This is a genomic window from Marinicella litoralis (genome assembly GCF_002591915.1).
Lineage (GTDB): Bacteria > Pseudomonadota > Gammaproteobacteria > Xanthomonadales > Marinicellaceae > Marinicella > Marinicella litoralis.
Genome location: NZ_NIHB01000005.1, coordinates 1 through 16,847 on the forward strand (window position 1 = coordinate 1; position 16,847 = coordinate 16,847).

The window sequence follows — 16,847 nt, forward strand, 5'->3', positions numbered from 1 at the left end:
TTGGGTGGCCATGATGTCATCGCCATCAACCACTGGACCTGACAAGGTACAAGACCAAGTGCCATCCAGTTGCACAACGGCGGTACAAGTACCTGATCCACCTGTGGTTACAGTGACTGTGGCACCAGGTTCGCCAGTGCCTGTGACTGGTGCACCATTGGTTGGTACATTAATGACAGGAGCCGCTGGCGCAACAGTATCTACTGTAATGGATACGTTGGTTGAACCTGAAACATTACCATCTGGGTCTTGGGCTGTGGCACTCAAAGTATTGCTGCCTTCTGATAAAGCCGGTGATATGGAGCAAGACCAATCGCCGTTGATATCGGCCACGACTGAACAAGTTTCGCCATTTGGTCCAGTGACCACAACAGTTGAGCCTGCTTCTGCTGTACCAATAACCAACGGTGTGCTGTCATTGGTAATTTGTCCGTTAGTAGGTGAGGTTATGACAGGGTCATTTGGTGGCACAATGTCATTAATGGTGATATCAGCCGATGCATTCGAAGTGAAATCTGTTGTTGGCAGTGTGGGTGAATTGGCCACAATGGTTGCTGTATTGGTGATTGTGCCTAATGGTGCATCATTGTTTACTGTGGCTTGAAACTTAACCACAGCGCCTTGTGTTGGTTGGTATGTACCACCAGAACTTGAAGTGGCTGTGTCTCCCAAATATATAATGACTTGAGAACCGTCAAATTCACCATTGTCATTACCAGAAGAGTCGGTTAATGTGCCGGCTTCACCTACAATACTAGAACTTGTGATTTCCATGCTTCCTGGAACATAAGTCATATTGGCTGGAATGCTGTCAGTTAAAACGGTATTAATGGCATCATCCTCTCCTGTGTTCTGAAAACTGATGGTGTATTCAATCACGTCACCTCTGACCACACCTCCACCATTGAGGTCAGTGGCTGTTTTGGTCATGGTTGATGAATAGTCAGGTACAAATAATTCAGTGGAAAAAGTCAAAAAGTGTGGAAAGTATAAGTCTCCATTGGTTACAAAATCGATATCAGCATCGGTTGAATTGGGTGGCAATAGCCCTGTGACATCAACCAAATCTAAATCCATACTGAGTTGGTTGACATAGTTTGGATTCTTGGTAGTAACGTGTGAATTAGAATCGGTGATGCTTGAGTTCCAAAAATCATTGCTTGGGTTAAGTGTACGGTTCAAGGTATTGCCCTCAAACACAAATGAATCGCCAGTCAGTGAATTATCTCCTTCCCACACCAAAGCGCCTACATTGGTTTCAAAACCTGCAGTCGTGGGTGTAACCAATCCAGTGACGTTGACTGAAACAGTGGTGATTCCGCTGACGCGTTGAGCACCATCAAATAAGTTGAGTCTTTTGAATGTTTGGTTGTTATCTTCATAGAGAATGGCCAATGCCCAACCACCATAGAACCCTGTGCCGTCGTTACCTGTTGCAGCTGTCATACCACCTACCGAGTAGGTACCATTACCTGCAGCTGCCACTTGAGTGGTTACATTGGCAAAAGCCTGATAAGGTCTTGAACCAACTGCGCCATCAGTGACGAATGTATCAATCTGGGTTGCAGTGACTGTATTCCAAGTGGCTCCAACGCCAGGTGGTTTCATGTAGATGGTTCCACGACTGGCGGTAGTTTCACCTGAACGCCCGCCCCAATATAAACCAGCATACAAAACTGTTGAGCCTGCTGGTAAATTGAGGTCTGCGGTGGATGAGTTGGCAAAACTGCCCGGAGCCGAAGGATCAACGTCCACAAAAATCATGGCTCGACCATTCAGTCCAGGTGTTGTTCCTGCTTGAACCTGAGCACAATCACCACCGGCAGCACAAGTAAATAAGGTGTTACCAACAAGGGTAACATTACCATTGACATTGAAGCTTGCTCTTTCGCCAAATAAACGGATTTGGGCTTTTGCATCCCCCAAGAATAAAACACACAACAACAGCAAAGTACTGAACTTTAAACATTTCATATTTTTCACACACTAACACTTAAATTAATATATGTGACTTATATCACAGAAATGATATGAGTAAAGCCTGCAAGGATGAAAAAGCAGTTGTAATTTACATTTTGTTACATTTGTCACAAAAAAATAAACATTTTTGTGATTTTGACCGGAATTCTAGAAATTTAGGTGACAAATCATGTCAGTGGCTAATTATTCATGAAATCAACCAATTAAGGTGGTATTTTTACTGATGCGGGACCATTTTAATTTGGTTTTTAGGGTATCCTTCCTCTACAGCAATTTGTATCAACTGTTCTAATTGTTGGGCTGGAATTTGTGGATTTCTTGCCATGATCCAGAGGTAATCTCGTTTGGTTCTGCCGATAATGGTGTATTGATAAGCCGGATCCACGTAAACAATGATGTACTCAGATTTAAAGGGCCACAAGAACTGCATCTTCCATTCCGCATTGGAAGGGTTGTCTGTCACAAAACCAGTGGGTTTGTATTGTTTTTTAGGGCCAGTAAAGCTGTCTTTGTTAAAAGTAAAAGTGGTGTCGATTACATCTGGTTCTGACATTTGATAGCTTTCAATGGCATTGTGCGCACCTTTTTCAATGAAAGTGGGGATGTTGGCAATCACATACCAATCTCCCATAAACGAACCCAGGTTTACTTTTTCAGCCATTCTGATGGGTGGTCCAGGACGACAAGATTGGAAAATAAATAATGACATAATAAGTAAGACAGTTATGCTGATGGCTTTTTTCATAGCAATTCACAGTAAATAAATACATTTTATAAGTAAGTGTGTGAAATTTGGGTCGCTAATCATATAAATAAAATGAAATTTAACTGCCACGGATAGAATTGACCAATTGAATTATCTCTATATCATTTATGTTTATCTGCTTGGCCTTATATTAATATGAACGATGATTTCAATGCAGCGGTCAATTTATCAATTAAGTAAAATACAAGCGATATGAATAAGATAAAAAAATGGCGAAAAAATAAATACCTGGCTTTGTTGATGGATGTGCTGTTAATTGTAGCGGTCATGTTGGCCATTTCATGGTGGCAAAACAAAGACACGCTGGCAGCACAGGGTCAGCCTGCTCCTGTTTTTGACTTGTTGGCATTGGATGGCACAAGCCATCAACTGGAGGATTACCAAGGCAAGCAAGTCTTGTTGTATTTTTTTGCGCCCTGGTGTTCGATCTGTAAATTGTCAGCAGATAACCTGAACGATTTACGAGCGGCTCGCAGTGAAGATGAATGGGTGATATTGATGATGGCACTGTCGTATGGAAACCGAATAGAGGTGACACAATTTGTTGCAGATCTGGATTTACAAGTGCCGGTTTTATTGGGTACAGCGCAACAAATGGTGGACTATCAAATTCAAGGTTTTCCGACCTATTATGTGATTGATGAAACAGGTCATTTGGCTGCAAAGTCAATGGGCTACAGCACAGAAATTGGCCTGCGTTTACGCACTTGGTGAAGTGGATTCAGCGGTCACAGCAAAAACCTGCGGCTAGAATTCAATGACCGCTTTACCATCGTTGGTTGAAAACGTATAATTTCCGCTTTGTCACATCACAATTGATACAGGGATGCCTGTTGGGAAATAAATGACTGCATACAATCCACAAGAAGTAGAACAACACGCTCAAAAACTTTGGGAAGCGCATAAATCATTCGAAGTCAAAGCGGACGACAACAAAGAAAAATATTACTGCCTGAGTATGTTTCCTTATCCCAGTGGAAAGTTACATATGGGTCATGTGCGAAACTACACCCTGAGTGAGGTCATCGCCAGATACCAAAAGATGCAAGGTAAAAATGTACTGCAACCGATCGGATACGATGCCTTTGGTTTACCAGCAGAAAATGCTGCCATCAAACACAACAGGGAACCGGCAGAATGGACTTATGCCAATATGGAAGAAATGACTGCTCAATTTAAACGGTTGGGGTTTGCATTTGATTGGTCACGTGAACTGGCCACTTGTCAACCGGATTATTACCGTTGGGAACAATGGATGTTCGTTAAATTATTTGAACAAGGGTTGGTTTATCGCAAGGACTCAGTGGTCAACTGGGATCCAGTGGATCAAACGGTCTTGGCCAACGAACAGGTAATCGATGGCAAAGGCTGGCGTTCTGGGGCAGAGGTGATCCGCAAAACCATCCCTCAATGGTTTTTGAAAATCACTGATTATGCAGATGAATTGTTACAGTCATTAGACAACATGCCTGGTTGGCCCGATTCGGTTAAAACCATGCAACGCAATTGGATTGGAAGATCAAAAGGATTGGAATTGGATTTTCAGGTCGACGGATTTGGACAAGTCAGTATTTATACCACTCGTCCCGATACGCTTTATGGGGTGTCTTATATGGCGGTGGCGCCAGAACATCCATTGGCGCTGCAGGCTGCTGCAGACAATGCAGAATTGGCTGCATTTTTGCAGCAATGTGGAAAAGAACAAAGCAACGAAGCCGCCATGGCCACCATGGAAAAGAAAGGCATGTACACGGGCTTAGATGCCATGCATCCATTGACCGGTGAAAGGGTGCCAGTTTGGGTCGCTAATTTTGTGTTAATGACTTATGGAACTGGTGCAGTGATGGCGGTCCCTGGTCATGATCAAAGGGATTATGAATTTGCTAAAAAATATGATTTACCCATTACTCAAGTCATTGATGCAGAAGGTGATTTGTATGAAGCAGCCATAACTGAGAAAGGTTGTTTGATTAATTCAGATGCGTTCAATGGCATGGATTTTGCTCAAGCATTCGATGCCATGGCCAAACAGTTCAAAGCCGATGGCACCGGCCGGGTTCAAATCAATTATCGACTGCGCGATTGGGGTGTGTCCAGACAACGCTATTGGGGTTGTCCAATTCCAATTATTTATTGTGATGATTGTGGCGCGGTGGCTGTGCCAGAAGAACAATTGCCAGTGGTGCTGCCAGAGAATGTGGTGTTTGATGAAACCGGCGGATCACCGATCAAGAGGATGCCTGAGTTTTATGAAACCACTTGTCCTCAATGCGCTGCACCTGCTAAACGTGAAACCGATACCTTTGATACTTTTATGGAATCATCTTGGTATTATGCCAGGTACACCTGTCCGCAATATGCTGGCGGTATGCTCAGTGAAGAGGCTGATCATTGGTTACCAGTAGATCAATACATCGGTGGTATCGAACATGCGATTTTACATTTGTTGTATGCGCGTTTTTACCACAAAGTACTGCGTGACCAAGGTTTGGTTCATTCAGATGAACCGTTTGTAAATTTGTTGACTCAAGGCATGGTATTAAAAGATGGCGCCAAGATGTCCAAATCAAAAGGCAATACGGTTGATCCGCAAGATTTGATCGAGCAATACGGTGCCGATACGGTGCGTTTGTTTTCGATGTTCGCCGCACCGCCTGAACAGTCATTGGAATGGTCAGACGAAGGCGTGGAGGGAGCTGCCCGGTATTTGAACCGTTTGTGGTTCCAAGTGAGCACATTCATTGATTCTGTGGCTGGTCAAACCTTTGAAATGTCTGCTGAGTTGAACAAAGAACAACAAGCCATGCGCTTAAAGATTCATCAGAGTATTGAGAAAGTGACTCAAGACATTGGTGAACGTCAAACCTTCAATACTGCGATTGCAGCGATGATGGAATTGACCAATGCCTTAACCAAGTTCAACGACGATAGTACCACTGGTATGGCGATACGTCATGAAGGCTGGTTCAGTTTGGTCAAAATGATCAGTCCATTTGCGCCACATATGGCTCAAGCGTTGTGGGAATCCATGGGGCAAGAAGCGTTGTTGTGTGATGCGAAGTGGCCTGAAGTCGATCCGTCTGCTTTGGTGCAGGATGAAATTGAAATGGTGGTTCAAGTCAATGGAAAGCTCAGGGCAAAATTGTCTGTTTCTGCAGATGCTTCTAAAGAAACCATTGAAGCTTTGGCACTGGCTGATGAAAATGTACAAAAGTTCGTTGAAGGTAAAACCATCAGAAAGGTGATTGTGGTACCGAAACGCTTAATCAATGTGGTGGTGTCATGAGAAAATATTCAGTCTTGTTGCTGCTTTTGATTTTGTCATCGTGCGGCTACCAGTTAAAGTCTAAAGTAAATTTAGATGCCGAATTTGATCGCACATTTTTGCAACATGCCATCAGTGCCCCGCTGTATCGACCTTTGGCAGTGGCGCTGTCAAATCAAGGGGTTAAATTGGTTGATGATGCGGCAGAAGCCAGTGCTAAAATTGTCATTATTAAAGACAATTTGAGTAAACAAATTCAATCCATTGGTACCAATAATCGGGTACAAGAGTACCGATTGGACTACGAGTTGAGTTTTGCAGTTGAATTTTTAGATCAAATCAAAATAGCTGAACGATCATTGACCTTGTCACGTGACTATTCTTTTGACATAGGACAAATTTCTGGAACCCAGGCCGAAGAAAAAGTACTGCGTGAACAAATGTACCAAGACATGGCACAAATGATCATCAGAGCCATAGCCAACCAAAAATAAGCCAACGATGCGTCTTTATTACAATCAGTTAGCAGCGCAGCTCAAACAGGGTTTGGCACCGGTGTATTTATTGGTTGGAGATGAACCTTTGCAACTACAAGAAGCGGGTGATGCGATCAAAAAAGCCGCAGCCAGAGCAGGTTTTTCTGAACGAGAAACTTACCTTGCTGATAAAAGCTTTCAATGGCATGAGTTACAGAACAGCGCGGGAAATATGTCATTGTTTGCCACCCAACGAATCATTGATTTACACATACCAACCGGTAAGCCAGGTACCAAAGGATCTTCCAGTATAGTTTCGTTTATTGAAAACATACCTTCAGATGTGATGTTAATCATTCGATGTGATGAGTGGAATGTAGCCAATGAAAAAACCAAATGGGTTAAAACTGTAGTTGATAAAGGTGCTTTTTTGAGGGTATATCAGCCGAAAGCAGCTGAATTACCACAATGGATTCGAAAACGTTGTCAATCAATTGGTTTACAAGTGGATAACGATGCCATCGGATTACTCAGTATGCGTTTAGAAGGTAATTTATTGGCGGCAGCACAAGAGTTAGAAAAATTAAAGATGCGTTTTCCAAACCAAACAATCACGGGACGTGACATCATGGGTTTGGTGGCTGACAGTGCGCGGTTTGATGTGTTCAGATTGACTGACTCCTTGCTTGAGAAAAAGCCAGCCAGAGCCATCAGAATTTTACGTTCCTTAAAGAAAAACGACATTTCTCCAGTGGTGATTCATTGGGCCTTGGAACGGGAAACAAGGATGTTGAGTGAACTGTCATTCATTCGTCAGCAAAACCGAAATGTATCAGCAGCGGATTACAGAAAACTCGGTGTGTGGCAAAATCGGCAAGCCATCATTCAGTCGACCTTGAACCAGTATGGACTCAGCCATTGGGAATTTTGTTTGAGCCAACTCAGCAAAATTGATCGAATGATTAAAGGTCGATTAACAGGGGATCCATGGCTTGCCATTGAAAAATGGTTGATGTCATTCATGCGTTGATATGCTGTTTAACTCACTCACATTTCTGTTGTTTTTCGCTTGGGTGGTTGCGGTTCATTATTCTTCACTGAGATGGTCCTTAAAAAAAGGCCATCTTTTGTTGGCCAGTTATGCCTTTTATGCTGCATGGAACCCGCCATTTGTGTTGTTGCTGTGGCTGTCTACTTTGGTTGATTGGCAGGTGGCCAAGCAAATGGACCAACAAACAGTTCAAAAAAAACGAAAACACTGGTTGTGGCTCAGTTTGTCGATCAATTTAGGTATGCTGGTGGTGTTTAAGTATGCCGACTTTTTGTTGGCCAATTTTCAAATGCTGTTGACTTTGCTGGGACTGAATATGACTTTTGCGGATCCGGGGTTGATTTTACCCATGGGGATTTCATTTTTCACCTTTCAAACCCTGTCTTACACTTTAGATGTTTACTATAAAAGGTTGAAACCATGGCATGGTTTTTGGGATTATGCTTTGTTCGTTAGTTTCTTTCCACAACTGGTGGCAGGACCGATTGTCAGGGCCAAATCATTTTTACCTCAGCTGCTGAAACAAACACGGGTGGACATCAATCAGTTTTCCATTGGGCTCAGTTTTTTTATCATTGGCTTGTTTCAAAAAATGGTGATGGCAGACAGCTTTTTTGCCCCCATTGTGAATCAAGTTTTCAGCCAACATGAAACGATAGATACCACATCTTCTTGGCTGGGTTCACTGTTTTTCAGTGCTCAGATATTTTGTGATTTTTCGGGGTATTCCCTGTGCGCAATTGGATTGGCTATGTGTCTTGGGTTTGTGTTGCCAATCAATTTTCGCTCACCTTTTGCAGCCATGGGTTTTTCAGACTTTTGGCGTAGGTGGCACATATCCTTATCGTCTTGGTTGCGTGATTATCTTTACATCCCATTGGGTGGGAATCGCAATGGCCAATTCAAACGGTACCGAAATTTGTTGCTCACCATGTTATTGGGTGGATTGTGGCATGGTGCGGCATGGACTTTTGTCATCTGGGGTGCTTTACACGGCAGTTATTTGGTGCTTGAACAATTGATTAAACAAAGCCGGTTGGCAAAAAGGTTTAAACCCAATGCAGTGATTAAATTGATTTTGGCAGTGTTGACATTTCTGGCCGTGGTCTTGGCATTTGTGGTGTTCAGGTCGGAAAACTTATCACAAGCTGGGCACATCATTGCCGCCATGTTTGGCATCAGTGGCAGTTCCAATGTGACTACTTATGCAGTGAAACAAGATGCATGGTTGTTGTTGGTTGTGGTGGCTTTTGTTTTGATGATGGCATCGCAATGGTTCATGAGAAACAAATCCTTGTCTGAGGTCATAGCTCATTCCCATGCAGTGGTTCGGGCGTTATTCATTGCGGCCGCCTTGTTGTTCATTATGCTTTCTACCGGAAACTCCAATGCCTTCATCTATTTCCAGTTCTAAAAACAAAATCAACAACTGGTGGCTCACTTGGTTGTTATCGCTGGTATTGTTGTTGCTTGCGATTGGCTTGTATGAATCATTTTTGTTTAAAAAAGGCTTTAAACCATCCATTGAAGTCAGTAAGGATTTATGGAGTTGGAACAGAAAAGCTGCATCTAAAAGTGCTGATGTTATTGCCTTGGTAGGAGCCTCACGAATTCAATTGGGATTGAACACCAACACCTTGCGAACTCAGTTGCCACAAAATGACATTGTGGTCTTGGCGATCAATGGTCAATACCCGATGGCTACCATCAAAGGTTTGGCCGAAGACAAAAACTTCAATGGAGTGGTTTTGATGTCATTTATGGCGCAAATGTTGGAGCCGCAGTACGAAAAGATGCAAACTGAGTACAACCAGTATTACCAAGAGAAATCAAGCCTTTACCTGTCATTTGATGCTTATTTAACGGCTGCCCTGAAATCAAGATTCAGGTTTCTTCACCCTTTGCTGGGCTTGCACGAATTGGTCAATTACTTGGGTGCTAAAAAGTCTTTCCCTGAGCCTTTCTACGTCAATGTTCATCCCGATACCAGTGCGGCTGGAGATTATTCGATGGTTGATGCCGAGTCATTGAAACGGCATTTCATTGTTGATAAACAAAGTAACTATGAAGCCTACACCATCATGGATAAAACCACCTGGTTGAGCCAGGTCAGCAAGCTGTCAGCTGACATCAAAACCATTCAGGACAGAGGTGGTGAGGTGGTTTTGGTTCGTTTTCCCACCGCTGACGAGCATTGGGTGTTGGATGAACTGTATTATCCGAGGGCACAGTTTTGGGATACCATGGTGGCTGAGATGCCGCATGTGAAAACCCTGCATTTTAAAGACGATGCCCTGTTAAGTTCATTTGAACTGCCTGATTCATCTCACCTTGATATCAGTGATACCCAGTCATTCACTTTGAGATTGATTGAATTACTCAAAACGCTGCAGATATTCAGCCAGCCATAAAGCGGCCAAACTGAAGTGACTGCCAGGAAAATTCAAAGCATGATTGCCTCTGGTTTTATTGTTTAGCTGATTGCTTTCCGTATTGTGTTCTTAATACAAAATAACCAATCAGGGCAGAGACCACAGAGCCAACTATGATACCCAGTCGTTCATCGAAAATGATGTTAAATTGAGTTTCTTCGTAAGCCAATGATCCAATGAATAAGCTCATGGTGAAGCCGATGCCACACAGCGCTGAAATGCCATACAGAGCGACCCAATTGCTATTTTCCGGTAAGGTGGCCCATTTCAATTTGATGGCCAGCCAACACAAGCTGAAAATGCCCACTTGTTTACCTACAACCAGTCCCAATGCGATGCCCAAGGGAACTGGATGCATCATTTGTTCCAAGCCCACACCAGATAAATTAATACCTGCATTGGCGAAAGCAAAGATGGGGAGGATGATATAAGCCACAGCCGAGTGTAAGTTGTGTTCCAAGTCTTTCAAGGGTGAATATTCAGGGTTTACTTTAGATTTGAGTGGAATGAACATGGCCAGAAGGACTCCGGTTAACGTAGCATGTACGCCTGATTTAAGCATGGCCACCCACATCACCACACCAATTAAAATATAGGTACTGGTGGCTTCAATGCCTTTTTTATTGAGCAGCCATAACAGGGGAATACACACAGCCACCACAATCAAAGCAGTCACTGAAATTTGTGAAGTGTAAAAGAAAGCGATGACTAAAATGGCGCCAATATCGTCGAAAATCGCCAAAGATGTAAGGAAAATCTTCAAACTGGTAGGAACCCTTGGTCCCAATACTTTTAACACACCCAAGGCAAAAGCGATGTCAGTGGCTGCAGGAATGGCCCATCCTTGCAGCGCCATGGGATCGTCTTTGTTGAACCAAAAGAACACCAAAGCTGGCACCAACATACCACCAACAGCACCAATGCCTGGGAGGATGATATTTTTCTTATCTGCCAATTCTCCTTCAATCAATTCTCTTTTGAGTTCTAGACCAACTAAAAAGAAAAAGACTGCCATCAGGCCATCATTGATCCACAACAACAAAGGTTTGGCTACACTCAATGCGCCCACTTGAATCGCCACAGTGGTGTCCAACAACAGGTTGTAATAACTTGCCAAAGGTGTGTTGGCTATGATCAATGCCAAAACTGCTGAGAAAAACAGCAAAATACCGGCTGATGATTCCATTTTGAAGAAGTTCTTGATAAAAGAGGCTGCAGCTTTGGTCATAGTTTCACTTAAATTTGATGGTCTTTTGATATAGTACCACCCAATCACATTTCAAGCACAATCTTAATGATTTGCATTCTTATTATGGTGAATTTCAGATGAATTTAGTTTGGTTTCGTACTGATCTGCGTATGGCAGATAACCCCGCCTTGTTACATGCCTTAGAGACCGGAGAAAGCACTTTGGCTTTGTTTGTTGTTCATCCAGAACAACATCAACATCATGGTGAAGCACCACAGAAACTTGAGTTCATCAAAGCACACATCAATGATTTGGTGAAAAGGTTGGGTCAATTGAACATTCAATCGCTCATTGAAGTAGCTCCCTGGTATTCAGACGTACCCGCTTTGATAGAAAAAATAATAAATCAACATCAAGTCAAAAAGCTGTTTTTTAATGCCAATTATTGGCTAAATGAAATGAAACGCGATGAAGCCGTGATACAAATGAGTCAACAGTCAAATGTTGATGTTAAGACATACCACAGTCAATATTTGTTACCACCTGGCAGCATCAGAAAAAGCGATGACAGCATGTACCATGTCTTTACGCCATACAAAAATAAATTCATAGAAGTACTGAAACAGCGTTATCAACTACCACTTTCAATTCCTTCTGAAATTGATGCTGATGTTAAATTACCTGATTTATTGCCTGAAGAATTTAATTCACCGCAATGGCCTGTTGGTGAAAAAGCAGCGGTTGAAAGGCTTAAAAAGTTTGCGAAAAACAATGATTATCAACAGGAACGTGATTTCCCTGCGATTGATGGTACCAGTTCACTGTCTCCATATTTGGCCATAGGTGTTATCAGTGCCCAACAATGTTTGGCACATGTTTTGAAACAGCAAGGCGAACCTGCCTTTAACAGTACTTGGGTGTCTGAATTAATCTGGCGTGATTACTACAATGATTTGATGTATGAATACCCTCGCTTGGCCATGCACAAGACATTCAAGCCCAATGCGGTAGATCACTGGTACCACAGTCCTGAATTGTTGGATCAATGGCGAAACGGGCAAACGGGTTTCCCCATCGTTGATGCGGGGATGCGTCAATTATTAGCAGAAGGGTGGATGCACAATCGGGTCAGAATGATAGTGGCCTCATTTTTATGTAAGCTGTGTTTGATTGATTGGCGGCAGGGCGAAGCCCATTTTATGGCCCATCTACTGGATGGAGACTTGGCTTCCAACAATGGTGGCTGGCAGTGGTCATCGGCCACAGGGTGTGATGCAGCGCCCTATTTTAGAATATTTAACCCTACCACCCAATCTAAAAAGTTTGATCCTGACGGTAGCTACATTAAGAAATATGTACCAGAATTGCGTGATGTTGGGGTCAAAGAAATCCACGATCCAAAAAGCAACACCAGGTCTCTGGCGATGTACCCACAACCGGTGATTGATTATAAATCTGCCAGGCAACAAGCACTGGCCTGGTACAAAGACAACCCCGTTAATTGAATGAACCATGAACAAATACCGATGAATCAAATCAATCCAAAAAAGTTGCTTAATAGCAAATGGACAGCAGTCAATCCAGTTAAAAAAGAATTGCATTTCATGGTGACAGACTTGTTATTGAATGAAGATAATGAGGTGGGTGAATGCACGCTGGAGGCCATCATGACACGACGGTCCAAAGTCATAAACTGGCAAGATTTAAAGAATTCGGCCCACTGGCTACAGGGTTGGAAATAATATTTGGTATGATGCATACGCTGATTGATGGTTCTAAGCTCAGTTTAGGGTATTTAGGTGTAATCATCTTGACAACTGATCTATGGGCTTATATGGATAAATGAAATAAGTTACAATGCATTCGCAGTTGTACTGCTTCCAACAATGTTATTAAAAAATGGACTGAAAATGAAAAAAACACCCCTTTTATTACTTTCCTTACTGTGCTCAAATGTCTTGCAGGCTGACGTATTGGGCTTCTCTTTTGGCGCTCAATATTGGAATTATGACCTTGACGGCTCGGTCCAATCACCATTGGTTGATAACCAGCGAGTGGCCATTAATTTTGACAACAACTCCGACCTGAATCCCTATGTCGTTTTCGAACATCCATTCCCTTTTTTGCCTAACTTTAAATTGCAACAGAACAGCATCGCTGCTGGCGGGATGATTCCTGTGGCTGATCCATCATTCATGGGTGGAGAAGAAGTTTTGGTGCGTGGTTATCTTGATTTTTCACATGTTGATTTGATGCTGTATTATGAATTACTGGATAACTGGGTCAATCTTGATTTGGGCATCAGCGCCAAGTATTTTGATGGCCATCAAAGCTTCACCTACCAAGATGAAATTAATGATGAGAAGGATTTTGATCATTTAATTCCGATGCTGTATGTCAAAGGTCAATTCGACTTACCTCTGACAGGATTGTCTGCGGCGGCTACAGTGGAAGCCTTGAGTTTTGACAGCAATCATGTGACGGACATCGAGCTGGCAATGAAGTATGACTTCAAGTTTGGTTTGGGCATGGATGTGGGATATCGCAGCTTGGATGTGGATTTAAAAAATATCAACAGTTTTAAAAGTAAGGTGAAAATGGAAGGGTTTTTCATCGGTGGCTATTTTGAGTTTTAAACCCAATACAATATGAACTCCGATGGGCCTCAAAGATTGAGCCAAGTCATGTTTTCAATCATTCACATGAAAAGCGTCTCAAATGAGGCGCTTTTTTAGTTACAATAATGTTTCAATCAATGTGGTTTGACGATGACGACAATCAGCTCTAATTTTGAAGATTCAATTGATCTGCTTAAATCCAGATTGGATTCTCAGTGGATCGTTGGTACCCCGTTGGGTATTGGCAAACCCAATCCCCTGATTAATCACCTTTATCAGCACGCTAAAAACAACCGCCATTTATCATTGGATATCTTCACCGCTTTGTCATTGGAAATCCCACATGGAAATTCATTGCTGGAACGGCGATTTTTGCAATGCTTCAGTCAGCGCTTTTTCGGTCAATACCCAGAATTGGAATACATTGCAGACGTGAAGCGCAATGTCGTTCCAGAAAACATCAGTGTACGTGAATTTTATATGCAATCAGGCAAAATGTTGCATTCAAATACAGCGCAAAGAAGTTACGTCAGCAGTAACTACACCCATGTGGCCAGAGACATGGTGAATCGTGAGGTGAATGTCATCTTACAAATGGTTGCCGTTAAACGAACTGCCACAGGAAATCAATACAGTCTGAGTTGTAACCCAGATTTAACCCTTGATATTTTGCGCACAGCAGAGCGCAAAGGAAAACCCAGGCCAGTGGTGATTGGCATGGTCAATGAACATTTGCCGTTCATGGCTGGACAGGCCGCGGTAGAAGCTTCATTTTTCGATCTGCTGCATGACAACTCCAGTGATTATTTTGAACCCTTTGCAACGCCTGCCCAACCGATTGGTTTGACAGACTACAGCATCGGTTTGTTAGCCAGCAGTTTAATTCAGGATGGCGGCACCTTGCAGATAGGCATTGGTTCCTTGGCTGATGCAATGGTCTATTGCACCCAGTTAAGACAACAAAACAACAACGTCTATAAAGACCTATTGGATGAAACTAAAATTTCCAGTAAATTCAATTCATTGATTGACCAAACAGGTGGTACGGATAAGTTTAAACAGGGCTTGTATGCCGCCAGTGAAATGTTTGTTGAAGGCTTTGCACACTTATATGAAGCGGGCATTTTGCAACGCAAAGTTTATCCTGATGCACAAATTCAGTCGTTATTGAACAACAACAAAATCACTGAGCGGATTGAAGCAGGGCTGATCAAAAAACTGGTTGATTGGCAAGTTATCGATGAAGTGATTACCCTAAGAAGTTTTGAGCGCCTACAACATTTAGGGGTTTTCAAAACAGATTTAACATTCCATAAAGGCAAAATCACCGATCGTGCAGGGCAGGTTTATTCCAGTGATTTACATGATGATGACAACCTTGATGCCATTGAACAAAATTGTTTGGGTGATTGTTTAAAACATGGTGCCGTGCTGCATGCTGCATTTTTTATGGGCTCTAAGCGATTTTATCAATGGTTGCATGCCTTAGGAGATGATCAAAAACCCTTGTTTCAAATGACCCCAGTGAGCCAAATCAATGAGCTGTATGGTGGTGAAGCCCTGGATCGGGTTCAAAGAATCAAAGCCAGGTTCATCAATACCTGCATGAAAGTAGATGTTTTGGGTGCTGCTGCCTCAGATGCATTGGACAACCATCAGGTGGTCAGTGGCGTTGGCGGTCAATACAACTTTGTGGCCATGGCGCATGCTTTGGAAGACAGTCGCTCGATATTGATGTTGCGCAGCGTGCATGCCAGTAAAAAAACGGTGGAATCTAATGTGGTTTGGAAATATGGTTATTGCACCATTCCACGTCATTTGAGGGACTTGGTTATCACCGAATACGGTGTGGCAGATCTCCGAGGACAATCGGATGAAGTCTGTGTTCAAAGGATGATTTGTATCGCTGACAGCCGTTTTCAAGAAGGGCTGCGTGCGCAAGCCGTGGCGCATCAAAAATTATCTGCAGATTGGCAAGTTCCGGCAGCGTTTAAAAACAACACGCCTGAAATGATCAGCCAACAGTTTAAATCAGCACAAACCCAAGGTTATTTTCCTGCCTATCCTTTTGGTGAGGATTTTACGGCGGAAGAAAAAACCATCATAGGCGCATTGAAATGGTTGAAACTGAATACTCGGAATAAATACGCCACCTTACTGACATTAATTAAAGTGCAATTCGTTAAAGCCAGTGAAAAGGAAATGGTTTATTTGAAAATGATGAAACTGTCAGATGGCAAAAGCTTCAAGGAAAAACTTTCCGCTAAATTGTTGGTACATGCCTTAAGACATCTATGATGACTTGAATGAACTTCTTATTGTTACTGGGATTTTTTTGTGTGATGACAAGCAACGCCGAAAATAAAATTCAAATGATTGCCCATGCAGGGGGTGGTTATGACGGACACAACTACAGCAATTCGATAGAAGCTTTGAACGGCAGTTATCAGGGAGGGTTTCGATATATTGAAATGGATTTTTCATGGACCAGTGATCAGCAGTTGGTCTGTCTACATGACTGGGATAAAACGTTCAAAAAAATATTTAAAAAGAAAATCAAACAAGCGGTTTCATACGCTGAATTTAAACAATTGGTTGAAGAACACCCAGATTTCAGGTCTTGTACATTAGACAGTTTGGCTCAATGGCTATCCAACAAACCTGATGTCAGAATCATCACAGACATCAAGTATGACAACTTACAAGGCATTCGACTCATTATTGAAAAATACCCAGAATTAAAATCACAACTGATTCCTCAGTTCTACCAACCTGAAGAATACCCAATCCTCAAGGACATGGGTTTTAAAGATTTGATTTGGATTTTGTACCAATACAAAGGCTCGAAACAGTCTGTGATCGAATTGAGTCGACCTATGGAGTTATTTGCAGTGTCCATGCGTACCAGTCAAGCCAAAAACAAGACCTTGCAAAAACTGCTGAAACACCACCGCATCTTTGTTTACACCATCAATGATGAGAATAGTAAAATCAAGTTGTTGGAAAATTATGGGGTGACTGGACTTTATACTGATTTTTTAGCCCATTAAAATCCGTATTTAATAAAACC

Annotated in this window: 14 protein-coding genes; 11 read left to right on the forward strand and 3 right to left on the reverse strand. The window is 42.5% G+C overall.

The genetic code is table 11. The annotated features are described in order from the left end of the window. Window positions 1-1,974: Ig-like domain-containing protein (locus CCS90_RS12650; RefSeq protein ID WP_257205623.1), on the reverse strand; the 1,974-nt coding region annotated here is incomplete at its 3' end. Window positions 1,975-2,197: 223 nt separating this feature from the next. Further along, complete coding sequence (locus CCS90_RS12655; protein WP_246027044.1) at window positions 2,198-2,689, reverse strand: lipocalin family protein; 492 nt, start codon at window positions 2,687-2,689, stop codon at window positions 2,198-2,200. 249 nt (window positions 2,690-2,938) lie between these two features. Here CCS90_RS12655 and CCS90_RS12660 point away from each other — a divergent pair, with 249 nt between their 5' ends. The 6 genes from CCS90_RS12660 to CCS90_RS12685 all read left to right on the forward strand — a co-directional run bounded on the left by CCS90_RS12660 (window position 2,939) and on the right by CCS90_RS12685 (window position 9,949). After that, window positions 2,939-3,460 (forward strand): TlpA family protein disulfide reductase, encoded by a 522-nt coding sequence (locus CCS90_RS12660; RefSeq protein ID WP_099019943.1) that lies wholly within the window; start codon window positions 2,939-2,941, stop codon window positions 3,458-3,460. 130 nt (window positions 3,461-3,590) lie between these two features. After that, entirely contained in the window at window positions 3,591-6,032 is a 2,442-nt protein-coding gene (gene leuS, locus CCS90_RS12665) for a leucine--tRNA ligase (protein ID WP_099019944.1), read from the forward strand. Then, on the forward strand, window positions 6,029-6,505 hold the full coding sequence (locus tag CCS90_RS12670) for an LPS-assembly lipoprotein LptE (protein WP_099019945.1): 477 nt from the start codon (window positions 6,029-6,031) through the stop codon (window positions 6,503-6,505). The genes leuS and CCS90_RS12670 overlap by 4 nt, the downstream gene beginning before the upstream one ends. Window positions 6,506-6,512: 7 nt before the next feature. Further along, entirely contained in the window at window positions 6,513-7,517 is a 1,005-nt protein-coding gene (holA, locus tag CCS90_RS12675) for a DNA polymerase III subunit delta (protein WP_099019946.1), read from the forward strand. A 1-nt stretch (window position 7,518) separates the two neighbouring features. Further along, entirely contained in the window at window positions 7,519-8,952 is a 1,434-nt protein-coding gene (locus CCS90_RS12680; RefSeq protein WP_099019947.1) for an MBOAT family O-acyltransferase, read from the forward strand. After that, a complete protein-coding gene (locus CCS90_RS12685) occupies window positions 8,927-9,949 on the forward strand; it encodes a hypothetical protein (RefSeq protein ID WP_099019948.1) in 1,023 nt (340 codons plus the stop codon). Before CCS90_RS12680 ends, CCS90_RS12685 begins: the two co-directional genes overlap by 26 nt. Window positions 9,950-10,004: 55 nt before the next feature. Here CCS90_RS12685 and nhaA read toward each other — a convergent pair whose 3' ends face one another. Next, window positions 10,005-11,198: a Na+/H+ antiporter NhaA gene (gene nhaA, locus CCS90_RS12690; RefSeq protein ID WP_099020069.1), complete on the reverse strand. Its 1,194-nt coding sequence runs from the start codon at window positions 11,196-11,198 to the stop codon at window positions 10,005-10,007. A 98-nt stretch (window positions 11,199-11,296) separates the two neighbouring features. Here nhaA and CCS90_RS12695 point away from each other — a divergent pair, with 98 nt between their 5' ends. From CCS90_RS12695 to CCS90_RS12715, 5 genes are all read left to right on the forward strand, one after another. Continuing rightward, window positions 11,297-12,664: a cryptochrome/photolyase family protein gene (locus CCS90_RS12695; RefSeq protein WP_099019949.1), complete on the forward strand. Its 1,368-nt coding sequence runs from the start codon at window positions 11,297-11,299 to the stop codon at window positions 12,662-12,664. Beyond that, window positions 12,665-12,901: a TIGR02450 family Trp-rich protein gene (locus tag CCS90_RS12700; protein WP_246027043.1), complete on the forward strand. Its 237-nt coding sequence runs from the start codon at window positions 12,665-12,667 to the stop codon at window positions 12,899-12,901. It abuts the gene before it with no gap. A gap of 168 nt (window positions 12,902-13,069) precedes the next feature. After that, window positions 13,070-13,795 (forward strand): TIGR04219 family outer membrane beta-barrel protein, encoded by a 726-nt coding sequence (locus CCS90_RS12705; protein ID WP_162846920.1) that lies wholly within the window; start codon window positions 13,070-13,072, stop codon window positions 13,793-13,795. 132 nt (window positions 13,796-13,927) lie between these two features. Beyond that, on the forward strand, window positions 13,928-16,075 hold the full coding sequence (locus tag CCS90_RS12710; protein ID WP_099019951.1) for an acetyl-CoA hydrolase/transferase C-terminal domain-containing protein: 2,148 nt from the start codon (window positions 13,928-13,930) through the stop codon (window positions 16,073-16,075). 44 nt (window positions 16,076-16,119) lie between these two features. After that, the gene (locus CCS90_RS12715) at window positions 16,120-16,827 is read left to right on the forward strand and encodes a glycerophosphodiester phosphodiesterase family protein (RefSeq protein ID WP_162846919.1); all 708 of its coding nucleotides are present in this window, start codon (window positions 16,120-16,122) and stop codon (window positions 16,825-16,827) included. The last annotated feature ends 20 nt before the right edge of the window (window positions 16,828-16,847 follow it).